Origin of the sequence: Paracoccus fistulariae (assembly GCF_028553785.1) — a bacterium.
In the GTDB taxonomy this organism is placed as follows: Bacteria; Pseudomonadota; Alphaproteobacteria; order Rhodobacterales; family Rhodobacteraceae; genus Paracoccus; species Paracoccus fistulariae.
Genome location: NZ_CP067136.1, coordinates 1,196,920 through 1,217,565, shown reverse-complemented (window position 1 = coordinate 1,217,565; position 20,646 = coordinate 1,196,920). Strand labels below are relative to the sequence as shown.

The window sequence follows — 20,646 nt, the reverse complement described above, 5'->3', positions numbered from 1 at the left end:
CTTATTGCGGTGATGGCTTTGGGGGAGGCTGACGGGCGCAATGCTGGATATTCTCGTGATTGAGAACGGGCGAAACGTCGCCAAGATGGCCAAGATCGTGCTGTCGCGACACGGCTGGGACGTCGCGTTTCACCGCAAAGGGCAGGACTGCCTTGAGGTGATACGCGAGGTGCGTCCGCGTTTGGTGATCCTTGATCTGACCTCTTCAGGCAGGGCAGGGGCCAGAGAGGACGGCGTTGATATCCTGTCCGAATTGCGGCGCGACGGCGATCTCAGCCTGGCGCTGACGCCTGTCGTGATGCTGACGGGCGGCAAGAACCAGCGGGTCGAGGCGATCCATGCCGATGCGGTTCTGCCGCGCCCCTTTGCGGGCCGGGATCTGTGCGCGGTGGTCAATCGCATGCTGCCCGGAGGCGTGGTCGAACGGCGGGCGTAAACCTTTCATAAAGCCAAATCTGCAAGGTTACGGATCAGGGTTTGTTGATGTGATTCGGAACTTGGCTTGATGACGGCAGCGGTTGAACAATCGGAAAGTCTCGGCGTTCTTCGCCGTTTGATCGCGGCGCGGGAACAGGCGATGTCGGATGGCGACCGGCCGCCGCAATTCCCCCAGCCTGTGGTGCAGACGCCGACACGGGCCGCCGCCACGGCGGTCGGCCGCGCGGCAGAACGCTTGTATCAGCTGGGCGTGCAGCCGATCTCGATTGACATAGGGGCATTGACCCAGGCCGAAATCACCGAGGTGCTGCCGGATCCGGCCTTGCTGGCAATGGTGCAGGGGCCGGGTGAATCGGTCGGCGTCATGGCGCTTTGCCCCGAAACGGTCACCGCGCTGATCGAGATCCAGGCGCTTGGCCGCGTGACCACCCGCCCGGCCGAGCGGCGCAGGCTGACCCGAAGCGATGCCCTGCTCTGCGTGGATTTCGTCAATGGCATGCTGACCGAACTGGCGACCGAGATGATGGGCGTCGAAGGCAGCGAGGATTTCGCCGGGTATCGCTATGCGACGCATCTGGACGACCCGCGTCCGCTGGCCCTGATGCTGGAAGAGAAACCCTATCGCAGTCTGGACTTCCGCCTGCGTCTTGGCGGCAATGATGGCCGCGAGGCCCGCATTTTCATGGCCTTGCCGCATGTTCACGGCAGCAGCCTGCCCTCGCAGCCCGCGCCACGTAGCGAAACAGCCGGGCGGGCTTCGGCCGCCGACACCCGCCCCGCCCCGCAGCATGTGGGCGTCTTGATGGAGGCGATGCAAGAAGCGCCCATTGAACTGATCGGCGTGCTGTTTCGTCGTCAGGTCTCGCTGAAGGATCTTCGCGGGCTGGAGCCGGGCAAGATCCTGCCTTTGCCGCGCGTCAACATCGCCGCCGCCCGGCTTGAGACGACGGACGGGCAATTGCTTGCCACCGGAAAGTTCGGAGAGGCCGAGGGATGCCACGCCATCCGCCTGGGCCGCGATGCCACGACCACTGCCGAGCCTGTTCAGCCCGCGCCCGTCACCCCCACGACCGAGCCTTTGCCGCATGACGCTTTCGGCCCCGATGAGTTCCGAAACGATGCCATGCCCGGCTCTGAAATCGTGGAAACGCAGCCTCAAACGGTGCCAAAGGCGGTATCAAATGGGTGATGTCGTGCTTTCCTCTTGAATTTCTCCGGACTTGGTCGCATTTAACCCGCGTCCCGAATCCTGCGGGATGATTAGTATGGAGCGACCATGGCCAAGGAAGAAATGCTCGAATTTCCCGGCGTCGTGAAGGAACTCCTGCCAAATGCGACATTCCGGGTCGAGCTTGAAAACGGCCATGAAATCATCGCACATATGGCGGGCAAGATGCGCAAGAACCGCATCCGTGTTCTGGCCGGTGACAAGGTTCAGGTGGAAATGAACACCTATGACCTGACCAAGGGGCGGATCAATTACCGCTTCAAGTGACGTCGGCACCTCTGCCGATGTCAAAACCCGATCGCAAGACATGACGCCGCGGCTGATCCTTGGATCTGCAAGCCCGCGGCGATTGCAGTTGCTTGCGCAGATCGGCATTACGCCTGACGAATTGCGGGCCGCCGATATTGACGAAACCCCCCGCAAGGACGAAGCGCCGCGTGACTATGTCCGCCGCATCGCGCTGGCCAAGGCCGCAGCCCTGGGCGCGAAGCCGGGCGAGGTCCTGCTGTGCGCTGATACCACCGTCGCGCTTGGTCGCCGTATTCTGGGAAAGCCGGAAGATCGCGACGAGGCGGCGCGTTTCATGCGGCTGATGTCCGGCCGCAGGCATCGCGTTCTGACTGCGATCGTCCTGCACCGGGACGGAGATTCGCGCGCGAGGCTGGTGGAAACGCAGGTCCGCATGCGCCCGATCGCTGCCGCCGAACTGGAACGCTATCTGGAGATCGGCGACTGGCAGGGCAAGGCCGGCGCCTATGCCATCCAGGGCGCCGCCGCCGCCTTTATCCCGTGGATCCAGGGCTCTTTCTCATCGGTGGTGGGGCTGCCACTTGCGGAAACGGCGGCGATGCTGGCCTCTGCCGGTATTTTTGGAAAGAAGGTTCAGCCATGAAGGGACGGCAGGTCGTTCTGGGGCATATGTTCGGGGCCGAGGCCGCTGCGCTGATGGTGGACGGTCAGCTTGTCGATCTGATGGCTGATCCGGGTGCGCTGGCGCCCCTGCGTCCCGCTGCAATCTGTCGCGGCGTGGTCGAGCGGCTGATGAAGGGGCAGGGCGGCGCATTCGTCCGCCTTCCCGATGGCCAGCGCGGCTACCTGCGAGAGCGGTCCGGCGTGCGTGAGGGTCAGCCCATGCTGGTCCAGATCGCGGGCGTAGCCGATGAAGGCAAGGCGATCCCGCTGTCGCCGCGGCTGACCTTTCGGGGCCGTTGCGCCCTGGTGACGCCGGGGGCGCCGGGTGTAAATGTCTCTCGCCGTATCCGCGATGCCGAGACGCGCAGCGAATTGCAGCAGCTTGGGCAAGACGCGCTTGGTGAGCGCGCCCATGGCATCGTCATGCGCAGCGCGGCGGAAACGGCTGATCTGGACGAGATCGCCGAAGAACTGCGGCAATTGCTGGACCTGGCCGACCAGATCACCGCGGAAGCGACGGGTGAGGCCGAACTGCTGCTGGACGCCCCCGATGCCTGGGAGCAGGCCTGGATGGATTGGGCCGATCCCGCGCCGGATGCCGTGGAAGAGGGCGAGGGCAGCTTTGACCGGTTCGGCGTGACCGATGCCATTGACGCGCTGCTGTCATCGCGCGTCGATCTGCAGCAGGGCGCCAGCGCCTATATCGAGACGACCCGGGCGCTGACCGCCATCGACGTCAATACCGGCGCGGATACGACGCCTGCCGCCTCGCTCAAGGCGAATATCGCCCTGGCGCGCGAGTTGCCGCGGCAATTGCGCTTGCGTGGCCTGGGCGGGCAGATCGTCGTCGATTTCGCCCCCATGCCCAAGCGTGACCGCGCGACGCTGGATCAGGTTCTGAAGGCTGCATTCAAGGGCGAAAGCGCCGAGACCTCGCTGGTCGGCTGGACCACGATGGGACTTTACGAGATCAACAAGAAGCGCGACCGGGTCGCCCTGGCGCGTCTCTTTGCCGGGGAAGGAAAGGACTGATGGCCTGCCCGATCTGCGACAAGAAAAGCCAGCCGGAATACCGCCCCTTCTGTTCGAAACGCTGCGCCGATGTCGATCTGGCCCGCTGGCTGCGCGGCGACTATGTCATCCCCGGCGCGCCACTGGACGAGATCGCCTCGGATGAAGAAGAGCGAGAGATAAAAAACAGCGATTTGGGGCTGGACAGTCGCGCGAAGCGCCCGTAAACACCGCTCCACGCAGGGCGGCAGAGATGCTTCCCCCAGTGCCCGGATAGCTCAGTTGGTAGAGCAGCGGATTGAAAATCCGCGTGTCGGTGGTTCGAATCCGCCTCCGGGCACCACTTTTTCAGACAGACACGATAGTTCAGCCGCCTTTTGCTTCCGCCTTGGCGCGTTTTCGACGGGCGACGCAAGGGGGGCATTGCTGTCACGCCTTTCGGCGACACACCGTACCCGTCGCCTGCTGACCTGTCCTGTCAGCAGCCCGGCTTGACTTTCCGCCCCGCAAACCCACCTTGGATCGCATGGGTCACAATAACACAAACGCACCGGTTCATCGCTTTGACGAGGTCACCCGCCCCAAGCTTGAGGGCGGCAAGCGCTTCGTCATGGCCAGCGAATTCAAGCCCGCAGGCGATCAGCCGACGGCGATTGCCGAACTGGCGCAGGGCGTCAGGGATGGTGAGCGGGATCAGGTTCTGCTGGGCGCCACCGGTACCGGCAAAACCTACACCATGGCCAAGGTGATCGAAGAGACACAGCGCCCGGCCATCATCCTGGCCCCGAACAAGACCCTGGCAGCGCAATTATACGGCGAATTCAAGGGCTTCTTTCCGGATAACGCGGTCGAATATTTCGTCAGCTATTACGACTATTACCAGCCCGAGGCCTATGTCGCCCGCAGCGATACCTATATCGAGAAGGAATCGCAGATCAACGAGGCCATCGACCGGATGCGCCACAGTGCCACCCGCGCGCTGCTGGAACGCGACGATGTGATCATCGTGGCCTCGGTCAGCTGCATCTATGGCATCGGCTCGGTCGAGACCTATTCGGCCATGACGCAGGACATGATCGTCGGCCAATCCTATGATCAGCGCGAATTTCTGGGGCAACTGGTCGCGCAGCAATACCGGCGGCTGGACAGCGCATTCCAGCGCGGCTGCTTTCGCGTGCGCGGCGATTTGGTCGAAGTCTGGCCCGCCCACCTGGAAGACCGCGCCTGGCGCTTTGATTTCTTCGGAAACGAGTTGGAGGCGATCACGGAATTCGACCCTCTGACCGGGAAAAAGACGGATAATTTCAAGCAGATCCGTATCTATGCCAACAGCCATTACGTGACGCCGCGCCCGACCATGCAGCAGGCGATCAAGGGCATCCGGAAGGAGCTGACCCAACGGCTGCAGCAGTTGCAGGAAGAGGGCAAGCTGCTGGAAGCCCAGCGGCTGGAGCAGCGCACCAATTTCGATCTGGAGATGCTGGAGGCCACGGGCGTCTGCAACGGGATCGAGAATTACAGCCGCTATCTGACCGGTCGCGCGCCGGGCGAGCCGCCGCCGACCCTGTTCGAATTCATCCCCGATAATGCCATCGTCTTTGCCGATGAATCCCATGTCAGCGTGCCCCAGATCGGCGGCATGTATCGCGGCGACTTCCGGCGCAAATTCACGCTGGCGGAGCACGGTTTCCGCCTGCCCAGTTGCATGGACAACCGCCCGCTGAAATTCGAGGAATGGGACGCGATGCGGCCGCAATCCGTCTTCGTCAGCGCGACGCCCGCGAATTGGGAAATGGATCAGACCGGCGGTGTCTTTACCGAACAGGTGATCCGCCCCACCGGCCTTCTGGATCCGCAGGTCGAGATCCGCCCCGTCGAGATGCAGGTCGATGATCTGCTGGATGAGGTGCGGCGGGTCTCGGCGGCGGGAATGCGGACGCTGGTGACGACCCTGACCAAGCGCATGGCCGAGGATCTGACCGAATATCTGCACGAACAGGGCGTCAAGGTCCGCTATATGCACAGCGATATCGACACGATCGAGCGGATCGAGATCCTGCGCGACCTGCGCCTTGGGGCCTTTGATGTTCTGGTCGGGATCAACCTGCTGCGCGAGGGGCTGGATATTCCGGAATGCGGGCTGGTGGCGATTCTGGATGCGGATAAAGAGGGCTTCCTGCGCAGCGAAACCTCGCTCATTCAGACGATCGGGCGCGCGGCGCGGAATGCGGATGGCCGGGTGATCCTCTATGCCGACAAGATTACCGGCAGCATGGAACGCGCCATGGCCGAGACAGAGCGGCGCCGTCAGAAGCAGATGGCCTATAACGAAGAGCACGGCATCACCCCGCAGACGGTGCGCAAGAATGTCGAGGATGTTCTGGCCGGTCTGTGGCAGGGCGATACCGACCAGTCGCGGATCACCACCAAGATCGACAAGCCGATGGTCGGGTCGAACCTGGCCGCCCATCTTGACGCGCTGCGCAGCCAGATGCGCAAGGCCGCCGAAAATCTGGAATTCGAAGAGGCCGCCCGACTGCGTGATGAGGTGAAGCGTCTGGAAGCGGTCGATCTGGCGATTGCCGACGACCCGCTTGCCCGGCAATCGGTGATCGAGGACGCGGCCGAGGCTGCCGTCAAGTCGTCGGGCCGATCCACCGCCGGTCGGGCCGGGCAGCGCGGCGGCAATAAAAGGTCGAAGCGCCGGTCCAGCGGTTGATCGCCGCTGGCCGTCCCTTGTTGCGGTGGCTGCGCTGATCAGCCGCAGGTTACGCGCGCGATCCAGCCCTTGTCATCGACAAAGACGTTCAGCCGGTTGGGGCTGTAATCTTCGGTCATCGCCATGCCGGGAGAGATGACCCGGGTCGGTATTCCGCTGGGCAGGGTGATATCGCCGATATTCGTCCCGACCTGCACCTGCTGCCTTGCCTCGGCGCAGCTGCGCACGGAGCTGGTCGAATTGCAGCCTGAAATCGCCGAGATTGCGACCAGAGGAACAATTATTCGCGACAGGAATGACATTTTCATTCACCTCTCTGTTTATTGCCAGAACGGCTTACACGCGTCAGTCGTTCCCTGACAAACAGGAAAGAGGCGAAGATGAAACGGCTTGTTCTGATTTCAGCGATGTTCGCGGCGGGTCTGGCGCCGCTGGCCCATGCGTCCAGCGACGAGGCCTGGGACCAGTTCCGCAAGGATGTTGACGCAGCCTGCCGGGATCTGGTCGAGGTGCCCGATAATGCGCAGGTGCAGGTGAATGTGAATCCCTTCGGCTCGGAAAACTATGGCGCCGCTCTGGTCGCGGTGAATTTCGGGGCCGAGGGGCAGGATGTCATGGTCTGCATCTATGACAAGCAGCGCGGCGATGCCGAACTGACCGGGCCATTCACGCTGGGCGATGGCGTGGGCGATCTGCCCGAATAGCAGCCTGCGCCCGCAGGGGGCGCAGGTTGGTTGTCCGGCTTATTCTGCGGCGGCGAAGGTGCCACAGCCCAGACGCGCACCGGCATGGCCGGTAGGCTGGCCGAAATAATCATCGGGCTGTTCGTGGATGATGATGGCCGATCCATCCTCATCATCCATCATCTGTTCGGTCAGGCCCGAGGCAAAATATTCCAGCATCAGTTCGCCGCTTTCGGGGACATGGATATTGGGCATGTCGCCGGGATGCGGCCCTTCGGGCGACATGACGCCATGCGCCTTGTCCCCGGACAGGTGGCCGCCCGCCGATTTGAAATCAGGTGGCGTGCAGGTGCCGGTTTCATGGATGTGCAAGCCGTGAATGCCGGGCGTAACGCCGGTCAGTTCGACTGTGACCAGCGTAAGCCCGGACGGGGTATCGCTGACCGTCGCGGTGCCAAGGCTTTCCCCGGTCGCGGATTTGATCTCGGCGATCATCGGGACCTGTCCTTCAAGCTGCGGGGCGGCGGCCGGTTCGGGCATCTCGGCGCCGGAATCGGCGGGCGCGGTGTCCTGCGCCATCAGCGGCGAGGCCAGCAGGGCCAGTCCAAGAGCAAAGCCAAAGCGCGTCATCATGGGATCCTCCTTCAAATTGTGCACATAAATCCAACTCACGACGCCGGTTCTCTGTTCCAGAGGGTCTTGAACAGAATGGCCATATTGGCGATAAACCTTCACCAGCCAGCCGGAAAGGTCACAGCCATGCGCGTTCGAATCTATCAGCCCGCCCGCAATGCGATGCAGTCCGGCGTGGCACGGACCAAGGTCTGGGTTCTGGAATACCCGCCGGCTGATCCGCGAGAGATTGACCCGCTGATGGGCTGGACCAGCAGCGACGACACCCAAAGCCAGGTGCGCCTGCGGTTCGAGACGCGCAAGCAGGCCGAAGATTACGCCCGCGACAAGGGGCTGGATTACGTGGTGCAGGAACCGCATTCCCGCGCCGCCAATGTCCGCCCGCGCGGCTATGGCGAAAATTTCGCCACCGACCGTCGCGCGCCCTGGACACATTGACCGCGCAGCGGATCTGACCGCTTTTCGGGCCGTCCTGATGATATCGGGGCGGTCTTTTGCTGTCCGCGGTGCTTAGGGCTGCGTCATGCCCTTCCGTGCGGCGGGATGCATCAGCAGGGGCGCGTGTGACTGAACCTGCGCGATCAGAAACTCGATCATCGTTCTTTCGCGCCGCATCCGCCGGATATCGCGATGGCAGGTCAGCCAATAGGTTCGCGTCAGGGTGATCTGATCGGGCAGCATGATCTGCAATTCGGGATATTTATTGGCGATGTAGAAGGGCAGGACGCCGATGCCCAGCCCGCCGCGCACCGCCGAAAGCTGGTTGAACACGCTGGAGCTTGTGATCGAGGCGCGGATCGCCGGATGGATCTCGCCCAGATAATCCAGACCGGGGGCAAAGATCATCTCCTCGATATAGCCGATGATGCAGTGATTTCGCAGATCCTCTCGGCAGGTCAGGGCGGGGGCGCTGTCCAGATAATCGCGGGTCGCGTAAAGGTGCAGCGTGTAATCGGCCATTCGCTCGGACCGATAGGGGCCGCTGCTGACCGGATCCAGCGTCACGGAAATATCCGCCGCCCGCCGCGAAGGGGACAGCACCTGCGGCATGGTGATCAGTTCGGGCGATGTCAGCGGAAAGCGGGCCAGCAATTCCGGCAGGATGCAGGTCGAGAACAGCTTGGCGAAGCCCTCTGGCGCGGACAGTCGAAAGGGCTTGATCGCATCGGCGCCCGGATTGCTGTGCGTCGGGATATCCTCGGCCGCTTCCTCCATCCGCTCGGCCGTGTCGATCAGCCGCTGGCCTGCCGGGGTCAGTTCATAGCCGCGCGGGTGGCGTTCGAACAGGCGCGTGCCCAGAGCCTGTTCCAGCCGGTCGATCCGGCGCGATACCGTGACATGAGAGGTGCCCAGCCGCCGCGCCGCGCGGGACAGTTGACGGTCGCGGACCACCGCCAGAAAGAATTGCAGGTCATCCCAGCTAAGCTGTGTCATCTGTTCATAAATGTACAATAGATGCGTAAAGCTATTCTTATCTGAACACTTGTGTCAAAACCAATTTGCGGCCATCCTTCCCGCATCGGAGGCAGAGGAGTCGTCCGTTATTTTTGGAGCAGGCCAGCGATCCCGCCCGAATCCGCCGTGTTTCTGGCAGAAGGGTCGCGCCTTGGGAGGAATATATGCGCAAGATTCTACTTTCGACCGCAGCGGTCGGCCTGACGGCCATGCCCGCGCTTGCCGAGATTTCGGACGGTGTGGTGAAGATCGGTATTTTGAACGATCAGTCAGGCGTTTACGCCGATTTCGGCGGTAAATCATCCTATGAGGCCGCGCGGATGGCGGTCGAGGATTTCGGCGGTACCGTGCTGGATGCCCCGATCGAGGTGATCACCGCCGATCACCAGAACAAGCCCGACATCGCCTCGAACATCGCGCGGCAATGGTACGATACCGAACAGGTCGATTCGATCATGGAACTGACCTCATCCTCGGTCGGGCTGGCGGTGCAGGCGCTGTCGAAGGATGAAAAGAAGATCACCATCAATACCGGCGCGGCGACGACGGAACTGACCGGCGCGCAATGTTCGCCCTATGGTTTTCACTGGGCCTATGACACCCATGCGCTGGCCGTCGGCACCGGCGGCGCGCTGGTCGAGGCGGGCGGCGACAGCTGGTATTTCCTGACCGCCGATTACGCCTTCGGCTATTCGCTGGAGGAAAACACCACGAATTTCGTCACCTCGCAGGGCGGCAAGGTCTTGGGCTCGGTCCGCCATCCGCTGGCCAGCACCGATTTCTCGTCCTTCCTGCTGCAGGCGCAGGCCTCTGGCGCGAAGATCATCGGCCTGGCAAATGCAGGTCTGGACACGCAGAACTCGATCAAGCAGGCGGCGGAATTCGGCATCACCCAGGGCGGGCAGAAGCTGGCCGCGCTGCTGTTCACCATTGCCGAGGTGAACGGTCTGGGGGCCGAGGCTGCGCAGGGCCTGAACCTGACCGAAAGCTTCTACTGGAACCGCACGCCAGAGACCGCCGAATTCGGCAAGCGTTTCATGGAGCGGACCGGCGTGATGCCGAACATGGTTCACGCGGGCACCTATTCCGCGGTCACCTCCTATCTGAAGGCCATCGAGGCCGCCGGCACGGATGAGACCGAGGCCGTCGCGGCCAAGCTGCACGAATTGCCGGTTCAGGACGTGTTTGCCGAAAACGGCAAGGTTGCGCCGAATGGTCGCATGATCTCGGACGTTTATCTGATGGAGGTGAAGGCCCCCGACCAGATCGCCGAGGATTGGGATTACTATAACGTCGTCGCCACCATTCCCGGCGATCAGGCCTATATCAATCCCGCCGAAAGCGGCTGCCCGCTGGTCCAGTAAGTCATGGGTCAAGCTGCTGCGACGCAGTCCAAGCCACGGGTGGTTCTGTCCGCCCGTGGCCTTGGCAAGGATTTTTCAGGGTTCACGGCGGTCAATGACGTCGATCTGGATGTCGAACATGCGCGGATCCATGCGCTGATCGGCCCGAATGGCGCGGGCAAGACCACGGTCTTCAACCTGCTGACCAAGTTCCTGCAACCGACGCGCGGCCGGATCACCCTGCTGGGCACGGATATCACGAAGACAAAGCCCGACCGGGTCGCGCGGATGGGGCTGGTGCGGTCGTTCCAGATCTCGGCCGTGTTTCCGCATCTGACGGTGCGCGAGAACGTCAAGATCGCCTTGCAGCGTCCGGCCGGGCTGGCCACGCAGTTCTGGCTGCCGCTTTCGGCGCTGGACCGGCTGAACGCGCGCGCGGATGAGCTGATCGACCAGCTTGGCCTGTCCGAATATCGCGATCACCGCGCCGCCGATCTGTCCTATGGCCGCAAGCGCGTGCTGGAGATTGCGACCACGCTGGCGCTGGATCCCAAGGTCCTGCTGCTGGATGAGCCGATGGCAGGCATGGGGCAAGAGGATGTGCAGATGGTGGCCGATATCATCCGCAATGTCGCGACCGAGCGCGCCGTGCTGATGGTGGAACATAATCTTAGCGTGGTGGCCGATATCTGCGACCATGTCACCGTGCTGCAGCGGGGCGAGATCCTGGCCGAGGGCGATTATGCCCAGGTCTCGGCCGATCCGCGCGTGCGCGAAGCCTATATGGGGACGGAAGAATGAGTGCGCCTTTGCTGGATGTCGCCAAGCTGCAGGCCTGGTATGGCGAAAGCCATGTCCTGCATGGCGTGGATCTGCATGTGAACGAAGGTGAGATGATCTGCATCCTGGGCCGCAACGGCATGGGCAAGACCACCACCCTGCGCACGATCATGGGGATTTTGCGCAAGCGTCAGGGCAAGATCAGCTTTGCGGGGCAGGACATGATGTCGGTGCCGCTGCACAAGACGGCCCGCGCAGGTCTGGGCTTCGTCCCCGAAGAGCGCGGCATCTTTGCCACCCTCTCGGTCGAGGAAAACCTGACCCTGCCGCCCAAGGTGGCCGAGGGCGGCATGTCGGTCGCCGAGATTTACGAGCTGTTTCCGAACCTGCGCGAACGCCGCAACAGCCCCGGCACCAAGCTGTCCGGCGGCGAGCAGCAGATGCTGGCCATGGCCCGGATCCTGCGCACCGGCGCGCGCTGCCTGCTGCTGGACGAGCCGACCGAGGGGCTGGCCCCGGTGATCATTCAGGCCATTGGCGATGTGCTGCAACAGTTGAAACAGCGCGGCATGACCGTGGTGCTGGTCGAACAGAATTTCCGCTTTGCAGCCAAGGTCGCCGACCGCTTCTATCTGATGGATCATGGCAAGATGATCGCGGAATTCCCGGTGGCCGACCTGCCGCAGCAGATGGACATGCTGCATCGCGAATTGGGGGTCTAGGATGACGATGATCTTTGGTATTCCCGTTCAGGCGCTGATGGGGCAATTGCTGATCGGCCTGATCAACGGGTCTTTCTATGCGCTGCTCAGCCTTGGTCTGGCGGTGATTTTCGGCCTGCTTCGGGTGATCAACTTTGCCCATGGCGCGCAATATATGCTGGGCGCCTTCGTCGCGCTGTTGCTGCTGACGAATTTCGGCGTGAATTACTGGCTGGCGCTGATCCTGTCGCCGCTGATCGTGGGGCTTTTCGCGGCCATCGTCGAACGCACGATGCTGTCGCGCCTGTACCAGCTGGATCACCTTTACGGGCTGCTATTCACCTTTGGTCTGGCGCTGACGATCGAGGGGACGTTCCGCTATTTCTTCGGGGCATCCGGTCAGCCCTATGCACCGCCCCCGCAACTGAGCGGCGCGGTCAATCTGGGCTTCATGTTCCTGCCGATCTATCGTGGCTGGGTCGTGGTTGCCTCGATGGCGGTCTGTCTGGCGGTCTGGCTGATGATCGAAAAGACCAAGCTGGGCGCCTATCTGCGCGCGGCAACGGAAAACCCGACACTGGTGCAAAGCTTCGGCGTGAACGTGCCGCTGCTTCTGACCCTGACCTATGCGCTTGGCGCCGGGCTGGCGGCATTCGCGGGCGTGCTGGCGGCACCGATCTATCAGGTCAGCCCGCTGATGGGCACGAACCTGATCATCGTCGTCTTTGCGGTGGTCGTGGTGGGGGGCATGGGCTCTATCCTGGGCGCTATCGTCACCGGCTATATGCTGGGCGTGATCGAGGGGCTGACCAAGGTGTTCTACCCCGAGGCCTCGAATATCGTGATCTTCGTGATCATGGCCATCGTTCTGGTCCTGCGCCCGGCGGGCCTGTTCGGAAAGGATGTCTGAGATGTCGACCGGATCCGAAACCATCCCGACCGAAGAGGTCGCGATCCACCCTCAGGCCGTCAATATCCGGCGCGCCCTGTTGCTGATCGGGCTGGCCGCGCTGCTGATCGCGCCGCAATTCCTGTACCCGATCTTCCTGATGAAGCTACTGTGCTTTGCGCTGTTCGCCTCGGCCTTCAACCTGCTTCTGGGCTATACCGGGTTGCTGAGCTTCGGTCATGCCGCCTTCTTCGGAGGCGCAGCCTATTTCACCGCCCATGCCGTCAAGGTCTGGGGCTGGCCGCCCGAGGCGGGCATCCTGCTGGGCGTTCTGGGCGCGGCGGGTCTGGGGCTGATCATCGGTGCCATCGCGATCCGCCGTCAGGGGATCTATTTCGCGATGATCACGCTGGCGCTTGCGCAGATGTTTTACTTCTTCTGCCTGCAGGCCAGGTTCACCCATGGCGAGGATGGCATCCAGTCGGTGCCGCGCGGCATGCTGTTCGGGATCATCGACCTGCAATCGACGATGAACATGTATTACTTCGTCGCGGCGGTCTTTGTGATCGGGTTGCTGATCATCTGGCGCTTTGTGAATTCGCCCTTCGGCATGATCCTGAAATCCATTCGCGAGAATGAACAGAGGGCGATCTCGCTGGGCTATTCGGTGGCGCGCTACAAGCTGGGGGCCTTCGTGATGTCGGCGGCACTGGCGGGGCTTGCGGGCAGCGTCAAGGCGCTGGTCTTTCAATTCGCGACCCTGACCGATGTGGCCTGGCAGATGTCGGGCGAGGTGATCCTGATGACCCTGCTGGGCGGGATCGGCACCCTGGCGGGGCCGGTCTTTGGCGCCGGGCTGGTGGTGACGCTGCAAAACTATCTGGCGACCTCGGATTTTCCGGTGACGATCATCACCGGGCTGGTCTTCATGGTCTGCGTGCTGCTGTTCCGCCGGGGCCTGATCGGCGAATTCTTCGCCTCGAAACTGGGCCGCAAGCTGGGGTTTCGCGCTGAATCCTGACGGAGGGCAGGAAAGGGGAAGGCGATGGAAAGCTATGACTATATCGTCATCGGTGCGGGCAGCGCGGGATGCGTGCTGGCCAACCGTCTCAGCGCCGATCCCGCCAACCGGGTGCTGCTGCTGGAGGCGGGCGGATCGGATAACTACCACTGGATCCACATTCCCGTCGGCTATCTCTATTGCATCGGCAATCCGCGCACCGACTGGGGCTTCAGGACGCAGGTCGAGGCAGGTCTGAACGGGCGGTCGCTGATCTATCCGCGCGGTCGGGTGCTGGGCGGATGCTCGTCGATCAATGGCATGATCTATATGCGCGGGCAGGCTGCCGATTACGACCAGTGGCGTCAGATGGGCTGTGCCGGGTGGGGCTGGGACGATGTGCTGCCGCTGTTCACCCGGCAAGAGGATTATTATCGCGGCGCCGATGACAGCCACGGCTCTGGCGGCGAGATGCGGGTGGAAACCGCGCGCGTCCGCTGGGCCGTGCTGGACGCGTTTCTGGACGCGGCCGAGCAGGCTGGCATCCCGCGCACGGATGATTTCAATCGCGGCGATAATGAGGGCGGCGGCTATTTCGATGTCACGCAGCGCAATGGCTGGCGGTGGAGCGCGGCCAAGGCATTTCTGCGCCCGGCGCGTGGGCGGCCCAATCTGCGGGTGATGACCGGCGCCTCGGTCGAGCGTCTGGTGATCAAGGCGGGCGAGGTGCGCGGCGTGATCCTGCACCATCAGGGCCAGCGCAGGCAGATCGCCGCAGATCGCGAAACCATCCTGTCGGCGGGGGCCATCGGCTCGGTCCAGATCCTGGAGCATTCGGGCGTCGGGCGTGGCGATATCCTGCAGGCGGCGGGGATCACGCCGCAGGTTCAGGTCGATGCTTTGGGCGAAAACCTGCAGGATCACCTGCAATTGCGCATGGTCTATAAGGTGACCGGCGTGCCCACGCTGAACGAGCAGGCATCGCATCTTTGGGGCAAGGCCCGGATCGGGCTGGAATATCTGCTGAAACGCTCTGGCCCGATGTCGATGGCGCCCAGCCAGTTGGGCATTTTCACCAGATCGGGACCGCAGAAGGCGACGGCGGATCTGGAATTTCACGTCCAGCCGGTCAGCCTGGACAAGTTCGGCGACCCCGTTCACCCCTTTCCCGCCATGACCGCCAGCGTCTGCAACCTGCGCCCGGACAGCCGGGGCTCGGTCCATGTGACCAGTCCCGATTTCCGCGATCACCCGGCGATCCGACCGAATTATCTGTCCACCGAAAGTGACCGGGATGTGGCGGTCCGCGCCATTCGCCTGACGCGAGAGATTGCGGCCCAGCCCGCATTCGCCCGTTATCGCCCGCAAGAGCATATGCCGGGCGATGGCTTTGCGACCGATGCCGAACTGGTGCGCGCCGCGGGCGATATTGGCACGACGATCTTTCACCCGGTTGGGACATGCCGCATGGGCGCGGATGCGGGGTCCGTGGTGGATCCCCGCCTGCGGATGCGCGCCCTGGGACGGCTGCGGATCGCGGATGCCTCGGTCATGCCGCGCATCACCAGCGGCAACACCAATGCGCCAACGATGATGATCGCGGAAAAGGCGGCGCAGATGATCCTGGAGGATGCGCGCGCCTGACGGGTCCCGCATGACCGCCTATTCGCGCCATGCTGCGTAATTTGTACGGTTTGCTTCGAATTTTGCGCGATCATTCTGTTCTGGCTGACTAAACTTCCTGCATCTGAAAACACGTGCAGGATATCGGTCGGTGGCATCTTCGATGCGGCCCTTGCCGGATATCGCAATGGAGGGGATGCAGATGAACAGTTTGAATTGGGCGATGGTGATCGGATTTGGCGTGGCCGGGGCGCTTCCCGCGCTGGCGGATGAGACGGCGTCGCCGATGCCGGACGGGCGGGACGCGGCCACGATCCAGCTTCAGAACGATTTCGATCATATCGGCGCGGAAGTTCACGAATTGTCGCGCGATGGCCGGATTTCATACTATATCGACGAAGGCGATGCGGATGACCGCGCGGTCGTGTTCATCGGCGGTCAGGGCACCAGCCTTGAAGCGTTCCAACTGACCGAATTTGCCCGATCCATGCGTGAAGAGCTGGGGCTGCGCGTGATCTCGGTCGAGCGGAACGGCTTTGGCGAATCCTCATTTGATCCGGCCCTGGGCTATCAGGATTACGTCGAGGAGGTTCTGGCCGTGCTGGATCATCTGGGCGTGGACAAGTTCGCGATCATGGCGATCTCTGGCGGTGGCGCCTATGCCGCCCATCTGGCCGCTGCGGTGCCGGATCGCGTGCTGTCGATCCATGCGGGCGCGGCGGTGTCGCGGACGCTGCCAACGCGCAGCCAGCCGGACTGTTCGCGCAGCACCGAGGACTGGGCGCAGGTGCTGTCGGCCTATACCAACAATCCGAAGGACTGGTGGGGCGTTCCGGGGTCGCCCGTGCTGGTGGTGCCGGGCTGGCAGACCCGAGCCTATGCCGATGGGACACGCTCTTTCTACGTCGGTGGGCAGATGGGCGATGCCTCTGCGCTGGCGCATGAATATACGCTGATATGCGGCGAGAATGCCGTGGCCGATGTCTCTGCGGTGACTGCGCCGGTCTATCTGTATTACGGCGATGCGGATGAGGTCGTGACGAAGACAGATATGGAGCAGTGGCAGGCCGCCTTTTCCAATGTCGCGAAGGCCACGGCCTATCCCGGCGAGGGGCATACGGTACAATATCGCCACTGGGATCAGATCCTGGCCGATATGGCAGGATATGACGATTACACCGTTGTCTGCCGCGATGGCGACAGCCGGTTGATCGCCAATTCCGACCGGACCGAGGATGATTTCCTTGGCATCTGCGCCTGGCAGCAGGCCGACTGACCTGCCAACGGCTCCCGACCCGGAAAATCGCGATGAAACCGGTGGATTTTTCCCGCCGCTGCTTTCATCTTGCCCCGGAATCCGAAGGAGAGCCGTGATGCCGGAACTGGACCTGATCGACCGCAAGATCGTCGCGGCGCTGATGCAGGATGCGACCCTGCCTATCGCCCAGATCGCAGATCGCGTCGGTCTGTCGCAGACGCCGTGCTGGAAGCGCATCCAGAAGCTGGAGGCGGCGGGCGTGCTGACCCGCCGCGTCGCCCTGGCGGATCCGGCGAAACTGGGCTTCGGATTGTCGGTCTTTGTCGGGATCGAGGCCGTGGATCACGGCGCGGAATGGCGCGACAGCTTTCTGCGCGCCATTGCCGGACTGCCCGAGGTGATGGAGGCCTTCCGCATGGCAGGCGAAATGGATTACCTGCTGCGGGTGGCGGTCGCGGATATGGCGGCCTTTGACGATTTCTATCGCCGCCTGACCGAGGCCGTGCCGTTGAAAAACGTCACCTCGCATTTCGCGATGGAGCGGCTGCATTACACAACCGCCTATCCGGTGAATACGCGCGACCGTTAAAGCAGCTGATCGGTCACGGCTTTCAGCCGCGACACGGTGCCATCGACATCCTTCAGCTTGTCCAGCCCGAACAGCCCCAGCCGGAAGGTCGAAAAATCGGATCCTTCCTCCACCGCCAGGGGTACACCTGCAGCGATCTGCATGCCCTGATCCAGAAATTTCTTGCCGCTTTTGATGTCGGGGTCGCTGGTATAGCTGACGACAACGCCCGGCGCCTCGAACCCTTTGGCGGCGACGGAACGGATGCCTTTCTCGGCCAGCATCTGACGCACCTTGCGGCCCAGATCCCACTGCGCCTCGCGGGCCGCCTCCAGCCCCATCTCGCGCGTTTCGACCATGGCATCGCGCAGGCCCAGCAGCGCATCTGTGGGCATGGTGGCGTGATAGGCGTGGCCGCCATTTTCATAGGCTTCCGTGATGGCGCGCCATTTCTTCAGATCCAGAACAAAGCTGTCGCTTTCGGTGTCGGCAAGCTTTGCGGCAGCGCGGTCCGACAGCATCACCAGACCCGCCGCAGGTGATGCGGACCAGCCCTTCTGAGGGGCCGAGATCAGCACATCGACGCCGGTTTTCTGCATATCGACCCAGATCGTGCCCGATGCGATGCAGTCCAGCACCATCAGCGCGCCGACCTCATGCGCGGCCTGGGCTAGTGCGGTGATGTAGTCGTCAGGCAGGATGATCCCGGCTGAGGTTTCGACATGCGGCGCAAAGACCGCGTCGGGGCGCGCCTCGTGGATCTTTGCCACCACCTCATCAATCGGGGGCGGGGCATAGGCGGGCTGCGGCTCGTTCCCGGCGGGGCGGGCCATGGCCACGGTGGTGTCGCGCGCAAAGCCGCCCGCTTCGAAGATCTGCGTCCAGCGATAGCTGAACCAGCCGTTTCTGACGATCAGCGCATGGGCATCGCGACCGAATTGCCGGGCCACTGATTCCATCGCATAGCTGCCGCCGCCGGGGACCACCGCCACCTGCGCCGCGCCATAGACATCCTTCAGCATCTCCGACAGATCGCGCATGACCTGTTGAAAACGTTGCGACATATGGTTCAGGGACCGATCGGTGAAGACGACCGAAAATTCCTCTAACCCATCGGGATCGATTTCGGGGCGCAGATGCGGCATGGCGGCTTCCTTTGGTTTTCTGCTTCCGTGACAGGTTAGCCGCCCCTGACGGCTGCTGCCAGCCTGTCGCCGCGCTAAATCGCTTTGCCCCCTTGCGGCACCCCCTGTCGGACGATTACGATTTCACAGGCAATAACTTCGCAGGTTTTTCATGCGTATCGGCATACTTCAATGCGGCAAGTCGCCCGCGCAGTTGAAGGACGACCTGGGCGACTATCCGGATATGTTCGTGCGGCTTCTGGCCGGACGCGGCTTTGAGTTCACCATCTGGGATGTCGAGGAGATGCAATTTCCCGACACGATCCACGACGCGGATGGCTGGTTGCTGACGGGATCGCGCCACGGCGCCTATGAGCCGCATCCCTTCATCCCGCCGCTGGAGGATTTTATCCGTCAGGCCTATGCCGCGCCTGTCCCCATGGTCGGCATCTGCTTTGGCCATCAGATCATCGCGCAGGCCCTGGGTGGCAAGGTGGTCAAATACGAGGGCGGCTGGGCTGTCGGCACGCAGGATTACGATTTTCAGGGTGAAAAGCTGCGGCTGAATGCCTGGCATCAGGATCAGGTCGTCGAACTGCCCGAAGGCGCGTCGGTCATTGCCCGCAACGATCAATGCGCCAATGCGGCGCTGGTCTATGGCGACAAGGCGCTGACCATTCAGCCGCATCCGGAATTCAACGACGATTTCGTGCAGGGCCTGATGGACACGCGCGCCAAGGGCGTTGTCCCCGATGATCTGCTGGACCGCGCTGCCGGACGGATGGGAGAGGCCAAGGCCTCGGCCAATATGGCGGACCGGATCGAGAGCTTTTTCAGGAAATCGCGTGCTGCTGCGGGCAACACGTCGCAGGGGGGCGCATGAGCGACTGGACAGACCGATTGCCGCAAGCGGCCAGGAACTATGTGGCCGATCGCCGGCTGGATGAGGTCGAATGCATCGTCGCCGATATTGCAGGCGTGGCGCGGGGCAAGGCGATGCCCGCGTCGAAATTCTGGCGGCAGGACAAGTTTTATCTGCCGAACTCGATCTTTCTGCAGACCATCACCGGGGAATGGGCGGACAACCCCTCGGGTGCCTTTACCGAACCGGACATGATCCTGACGCCGGATTTCACCACGGCGACGGCTGCCCCTTGGACGGCGGACTGGACGCTGCAGGTGATCCATGACGCCCATGACCAGAAGGGCAATCCGGTGCCCATCGCGCCGCGCAACGTGCTTAAACGCGTGGTCGAGCTGTATCGGCAAAAGGGCTGGAAGCCCGTCGTCGCGCCCGAGATGGAGTTCTTTCTGGTCGCTCGGAATACCGACCCGAACCAGCCGATCATCCCGCCGATGGGGCGCACGGGCCGTCGCGCGGCGGCCAAGCAGGCCTATTCCATGTCGGCGGTCGATGAATATGGCAAGGTGATCGACGACATCTATGATTTCGCCGAAGCACAGGGGTTCGAGATCGACGGCATCCTGCAGGAAGGCGGCGCCGGTCAGGTCGAGATCAACCTCAACCACGGCGATCCCGTCGCGCTGGCCGATGAGATCTTCTTCTTCAAGCGCCTGATCCGCGAGGCCGCGCTGCGTCACGACTGTTTCGCGACCTTCATGGCCAAGCCCATCGAGGGCGAGCCCGGCAGCGCCATGCATATCCACCATTCCGTCGTGGATCTTGAAACCGGCAAGAATGTCTTTTCCGACGATCACGGGCGCGAGACCGAGGCTTTCCTGCATTTCATCGGCGGAATGCAGCGTCATCTGCCTGCGGCCATCGCGCTGCTGGCGCCCTATGTGAACAGCTATCGCCGCTATGTCCCGGATTTTGCCGCGCCGATCAATCTGGAATGGGGGCGCGACAACCGCACGACCGGCATCCGCGTGCCGATTTCCGGACCCGAGGCGCGGCGCGTCGAAAACCGTCTGGCAGGCATGGATTGCAACCCCTATCTGGGCATCGCGGCGTCGCTGGCCTGCGGTTATCTGGGCCTGATCGAACAGGAAAGCCCGCGCGCCGAATGTCTGGGCGACGCCTATATGTCGCAGGATGAGCTGCCCTATAATCTGGGCGATGCGCTGGATCTGTTCAACGAAAGCAAACCCATGCGCGACGTGCTGGGCGAAGAGTTCGCAGCCGTCTACGAAGCCGTCAAACGCAATGAATACAAAGAGTTCTTGCAGGTGATCAGCCCGTGGGAACGTGAACATCTGTTGCTGAATGTCTGATCGCGGCACGGCCCCGGATTTCCGGGGCCGTGCGACTTACGCCTGC

At 62.7% G+C, this 20,646-nt stretch carries 23 protein-coding genes and 1 tRNA gene; 20 read left to right on the top strand and 4 right to left on the bottom strand.

Annotation, left to right across the window (positions count from 1 at the left end; all coding sequences use genetic code 11):
* Positions 1-40: 40 nt before the first annotated feature.
* The 8 genes from JHX87_RS06035 (at position 41) to uvrB (ending at position 6,308) form a co-directional block, all read left to right on the top strand.
* A complete protein-coding gene (locus JHX87_RS06035; RefSeq protein WP_271883212.1) occupies positions 41-436 on the top strand; it encodes a response regulator transcription factor in 396 nt (131 codons plus the stop codon).
* 69 nt (positions 437-505) lie between these two features.
* On the top strand, positions 506-1,627 hold the full coding sequence (locus tag JHX87_RS06030) for a FliM/FliN family flagellar motor C-terminal domain-containing protein (protein ID WP_271883210.1): 1,122 nt from the start codon (positions 506-508) through the stop codon (positions 1,625-1,627).
* Between the two features lie 87 nt (positions 1,628-1,714).
* On the top strand, positions 1,715-1,933 hold the full coding sequence (gene infA / locus JHX87_RS06025) for a translation initiation factor IF-1 (protein ID WP_010397442.1): 219 nt from the start codon (positions 1,715-1,717) through the stop codon (positions 1,931-1,933).
* A gap of 40 nt (positions 1,934-1,973) precedes the next feature.
* Positions 1,974-2,558: a Maf family protein gene (locus JHX87_RS06020; protein WP_271883199.1), complete on the top strand. Its 585-nt coding sequence runs from the start codon at positions 1,974-1,976 to the stop codon at positions 2,556-2,558.
* A complete protein-coding gene (locus tag JHX87_RS06015) occupies positions 2,555-3,610 on the top strand; it encodes a ribonuclease E/G (protein ID WP_271883197.1) in 1,056 nt (351 codons plus the stop codon). Before JHX87_RS06020 ends, JHX87_RS06015 begins: the two co-directional genes overlap by 4 nt.
* Positions 3,610-3,816 carry a DNA gyrase inhibitor YacG gene (locus JHX87_RS06010; RefSeq protein ID WP_271883195.1) on the top strand — a complete coding sequence of 69 codons (207 nt, stop codon included), beginning with the start codon at positions 3,610-3,612 and terminating at the stop codon, positions 3,814-3,816. Before JHX87_RS06015 ends, JHX87_RS06010 begins: the two co-directional genes overlap by 1 nt.
* Before the next feature lie 40 nt (positions 3,817-3,856).
* Positions 3,857-3,932, top strand: a tRNA-Phe gene (locus JHX87_RS06005).
* Positions 3,933-4,115: 183 nt separating this feature from the next.
* Positions 4,116-6,308 (top strand): excinuclease ABC subunit UvrB, encoded by a 2,193-nt coding sequence (gene uvrB, locus JHX87_RS06000; RefSeq protein ID WP_271883193.1) that lies wholly within the window; start codon positions 4,116-4,118, stop codon positions 6,306-6,308.
* A 38-nt stretch (positions 6,309-6,346) separates the two neighbouring features.
* On the opposite strand, the gene JHX87_RS05995 is transcribed toward uvrB, so the two are convergent.
* Positions 6,347-6,616 carry an I78 family peptidase inhibitor gene (locus JHX87_RS05995; RefSeq protein WP_271883191.1) on the bottom strand — a complete coding sequence of 90 codons (270 nt, stop codon included), beginning with the start codon at positions 6,614-6,616 and terminating at the stop codon, positions 6,347-6,349.
* 72 nt (positions 6,617-6,688) lie between these two features.
* On the opposite strand from JHX87_RS05995, the gene JHX87_RS05990 reads away from it, so the two are divergent.
* Positions 6,689-7,012: a hypothetical protein gene (locus tag JHX87_RS05990; protein WP_271883189.1), complete on the top strand. Its 324-nt coding sequence runs from the start codon at positions 6,689-6,691 to the stop codon at positions 7,010-7,012.
* A 39-nt stretch (positions 7,013-7,051) separates the two neighbouring features.
* On the opposite strand, the gene JHX87_RS05985 is transcribed toward JHX87_RS05990, so the two are convergent.
* Positions 7,052-7,624, bottom strand: a complete 573-nt coding sequence (locus JHX87_RS05985; RefSeq protein ID WP_271883187.1) for a superoxide dismutase family protein — start codon at positions 7,622-7,624, stop codon at positions 7,052-7,054.
* A 126-nt stretch (positions 7,625-7,750) separates the two neighbouring features.
* Here JHX87_RS05985 and JHX87_RS05980 point away from each other — a divergent pair, with 126 nt between their 5' ends.
* A complete protein-coding gene (locus JHX87_RS05980; protein WP_271883185.1) occupies positions 7,751-8,062 on the top strand; it encodes an ETC complex I subunit in 312 nt (103 codons plus the stop codon).
* Positions 8,063-8,134: 72 nt separating this feature from the next.
* On the opposite strand, the gene JHX87_RS05975 is transcribed toward JHX87_RS05980, so the two are convergent.
* Entirely contained in the window at positions 8,135-9,058 is a 924-nt protein-coding gene (locus tag JHX87_RS05975) for a LysR family transcriptional regulator (RefSeq protein ID WP_271883183.1), read from the bottom strand.
* A 185-nt stretch (positions 9,059-9,243) separates the two neighbouring features.
* Between JHX87_RS05975 and JHX87_RS05970 the strand changes: the two genes are divergently transcribed.
* The 8 genes from JHX87_RS05970 to JHX87_RS05935 all read left to right on the top strand — a co-directional run bounded on the left by JHX87_RS05970 (position 9,244) and on the right by JHX87_RS05935 (position 17,262).
* Positions 9,244-10,443 carry an ABC transporter substrate-binding protein gene (locus tag JHX87_RS05970; RefSeq protein ID WP_271883181.1) on the top strand — a complete coding sequence of 400 codons (1,200 nt, stop codon included), beginning with the start codon at positions 9,244-9,246 and terminating at the stop codon, positions 10,441-10,443.
* A gap of 3 nt (positions 10,444-10,446) precedes the next feature.
* A complete protein-coding gene (locus JHX87_RS05965; protein ID WP_271883179.1) occupies positions 10,447-11,223 on the top strand; it encodes an ABC transporter ATP-binding protein in 777 nt (258 codons plus the stop codon).
* Positions 11,220-11,924 (top strand): ABC transporter ATP-binding protein, encoded by a 705-nt coding sequence (locus JHX87_RS05960; RefSeq protein ID WP_271883177.1) that lies wholly within the window; start codon positions 11,220-11,222, stop codon positions 11,922-11,924. The genes JHX87_RS05965 and JHX87_RS05960 overlap by 4 nt, the downstream gene beginning before the upstream one ends.
* Before the next feature lies 1 nt (position 11,925).
* Positions 11,926-12,813 carry a branched-chain amino acid ABC transporter permease gene (locus JHX87_RS05955; protein ID WP_271883175.1) on the top strand — a complete coding sequence of 296 codons (888 nt, stop codon included), beginning with the start codon at positions 11,926-11,928 and terminating at the stop codon, positions 12,811-12,813.
* A gap of 1 nt (position 12,814) precedes the next feature.
* Complete coding sequence (locus JHX87_RS05950) at positions 12,815-13,813, top strand: branched-chain amino acid ABC transporter permease (protein ID WP_271883174.1); 999 nt, start codon at positions 12,815-12,817, stop codon at positions 13,811-13,813.
* Between the two features lie 24 nt (positions 13,814-13,837).
* Positions 13,838-15,436 carry a GMC family oxidoreductase gene (locus tag JHX87_RS05945; protein WP_271883172.1) on the top strand — a complete coding sequence of 533 codons (1,599 nt, stop codon included), beginning with the start codon at positions 13,838-13,840 and terminating at the stop codon, positions 15,434-15,436.
* Between the two features lie 181 nt (positions 15,437-15,617).
* Positions 15,618-16,691, top strand: coding sequence for an alpha/beta fold hydrolase (locus JHX87_RS05940; RefSeq protein ID WP_271883171.1), 1,074 nt, complete (start codon positions 15,618-15,620; stop codon positions 16,689-16,691).
* Positions 16,692-16,788: 97 nt separating this feature from the next.
* On the top strand, positions 16,789-17,262 hold the full coding sequence (locus JHX87_RS05935; protein ID WP_271883169.1) for an Lrp/AsnC family transcriptional regulator: 474 nt from the start codon (positions 16,789-16,791) through the stop codon (positions 17,260-17,262).
* Here JHX87_RS05935 and JHX87_RS05930 read toward each other — a convergent pair.
* On the bottom strand, positions 17,259-18,386 hold the full coding sequence (locus JHX87_RS05930) for an aminotransferase class V-fold PLP-dependent enzyme (RefSeq protein ID WP_271883167.1): 1,128 nt from the start codon (positions 18,384-18,386) through the stop codon (positions 17,259-17,261). The two genes, JHX87_RS05935 and JHX87_RS05930, sit on opposite strands and share 4 nt — an antisense overlap.
* Positions 18,387-18,537: 151 nt before the next feature.
* On the opposite strand from JHX87_RS05930, the gene JHX87_RS05925 reads away from it, so the two are divergent.
* Positions 18,538-19,248, top strand: coding sequence for a type 1 glutamine amidotransferase (locus JHX87_RS05925; protein ID WP_271883165.1), 711 nt, complete (start codon positions 18,538-18,540; stop codon positions 19,246-19,248).
* Positions 19,245-20,600 carry a glutamine synthetase family protein gene (locus JHX87_RS05920; protein ID WP_271883163.1) on the top strand — a complete coding sequence of 452 codons (1,356 nt, stop codon included), beginning with the start codon at positions 19,245-19,247 and terminating at the stop codon, positions 20,598-20,600. Before JHX87_RS05925 ends, JHX87_RS05920 begins: the two co-directional genes overlap by 4 nt.
* Positions 20,601-20,646 lie beyond the last annotated feature (46 nt).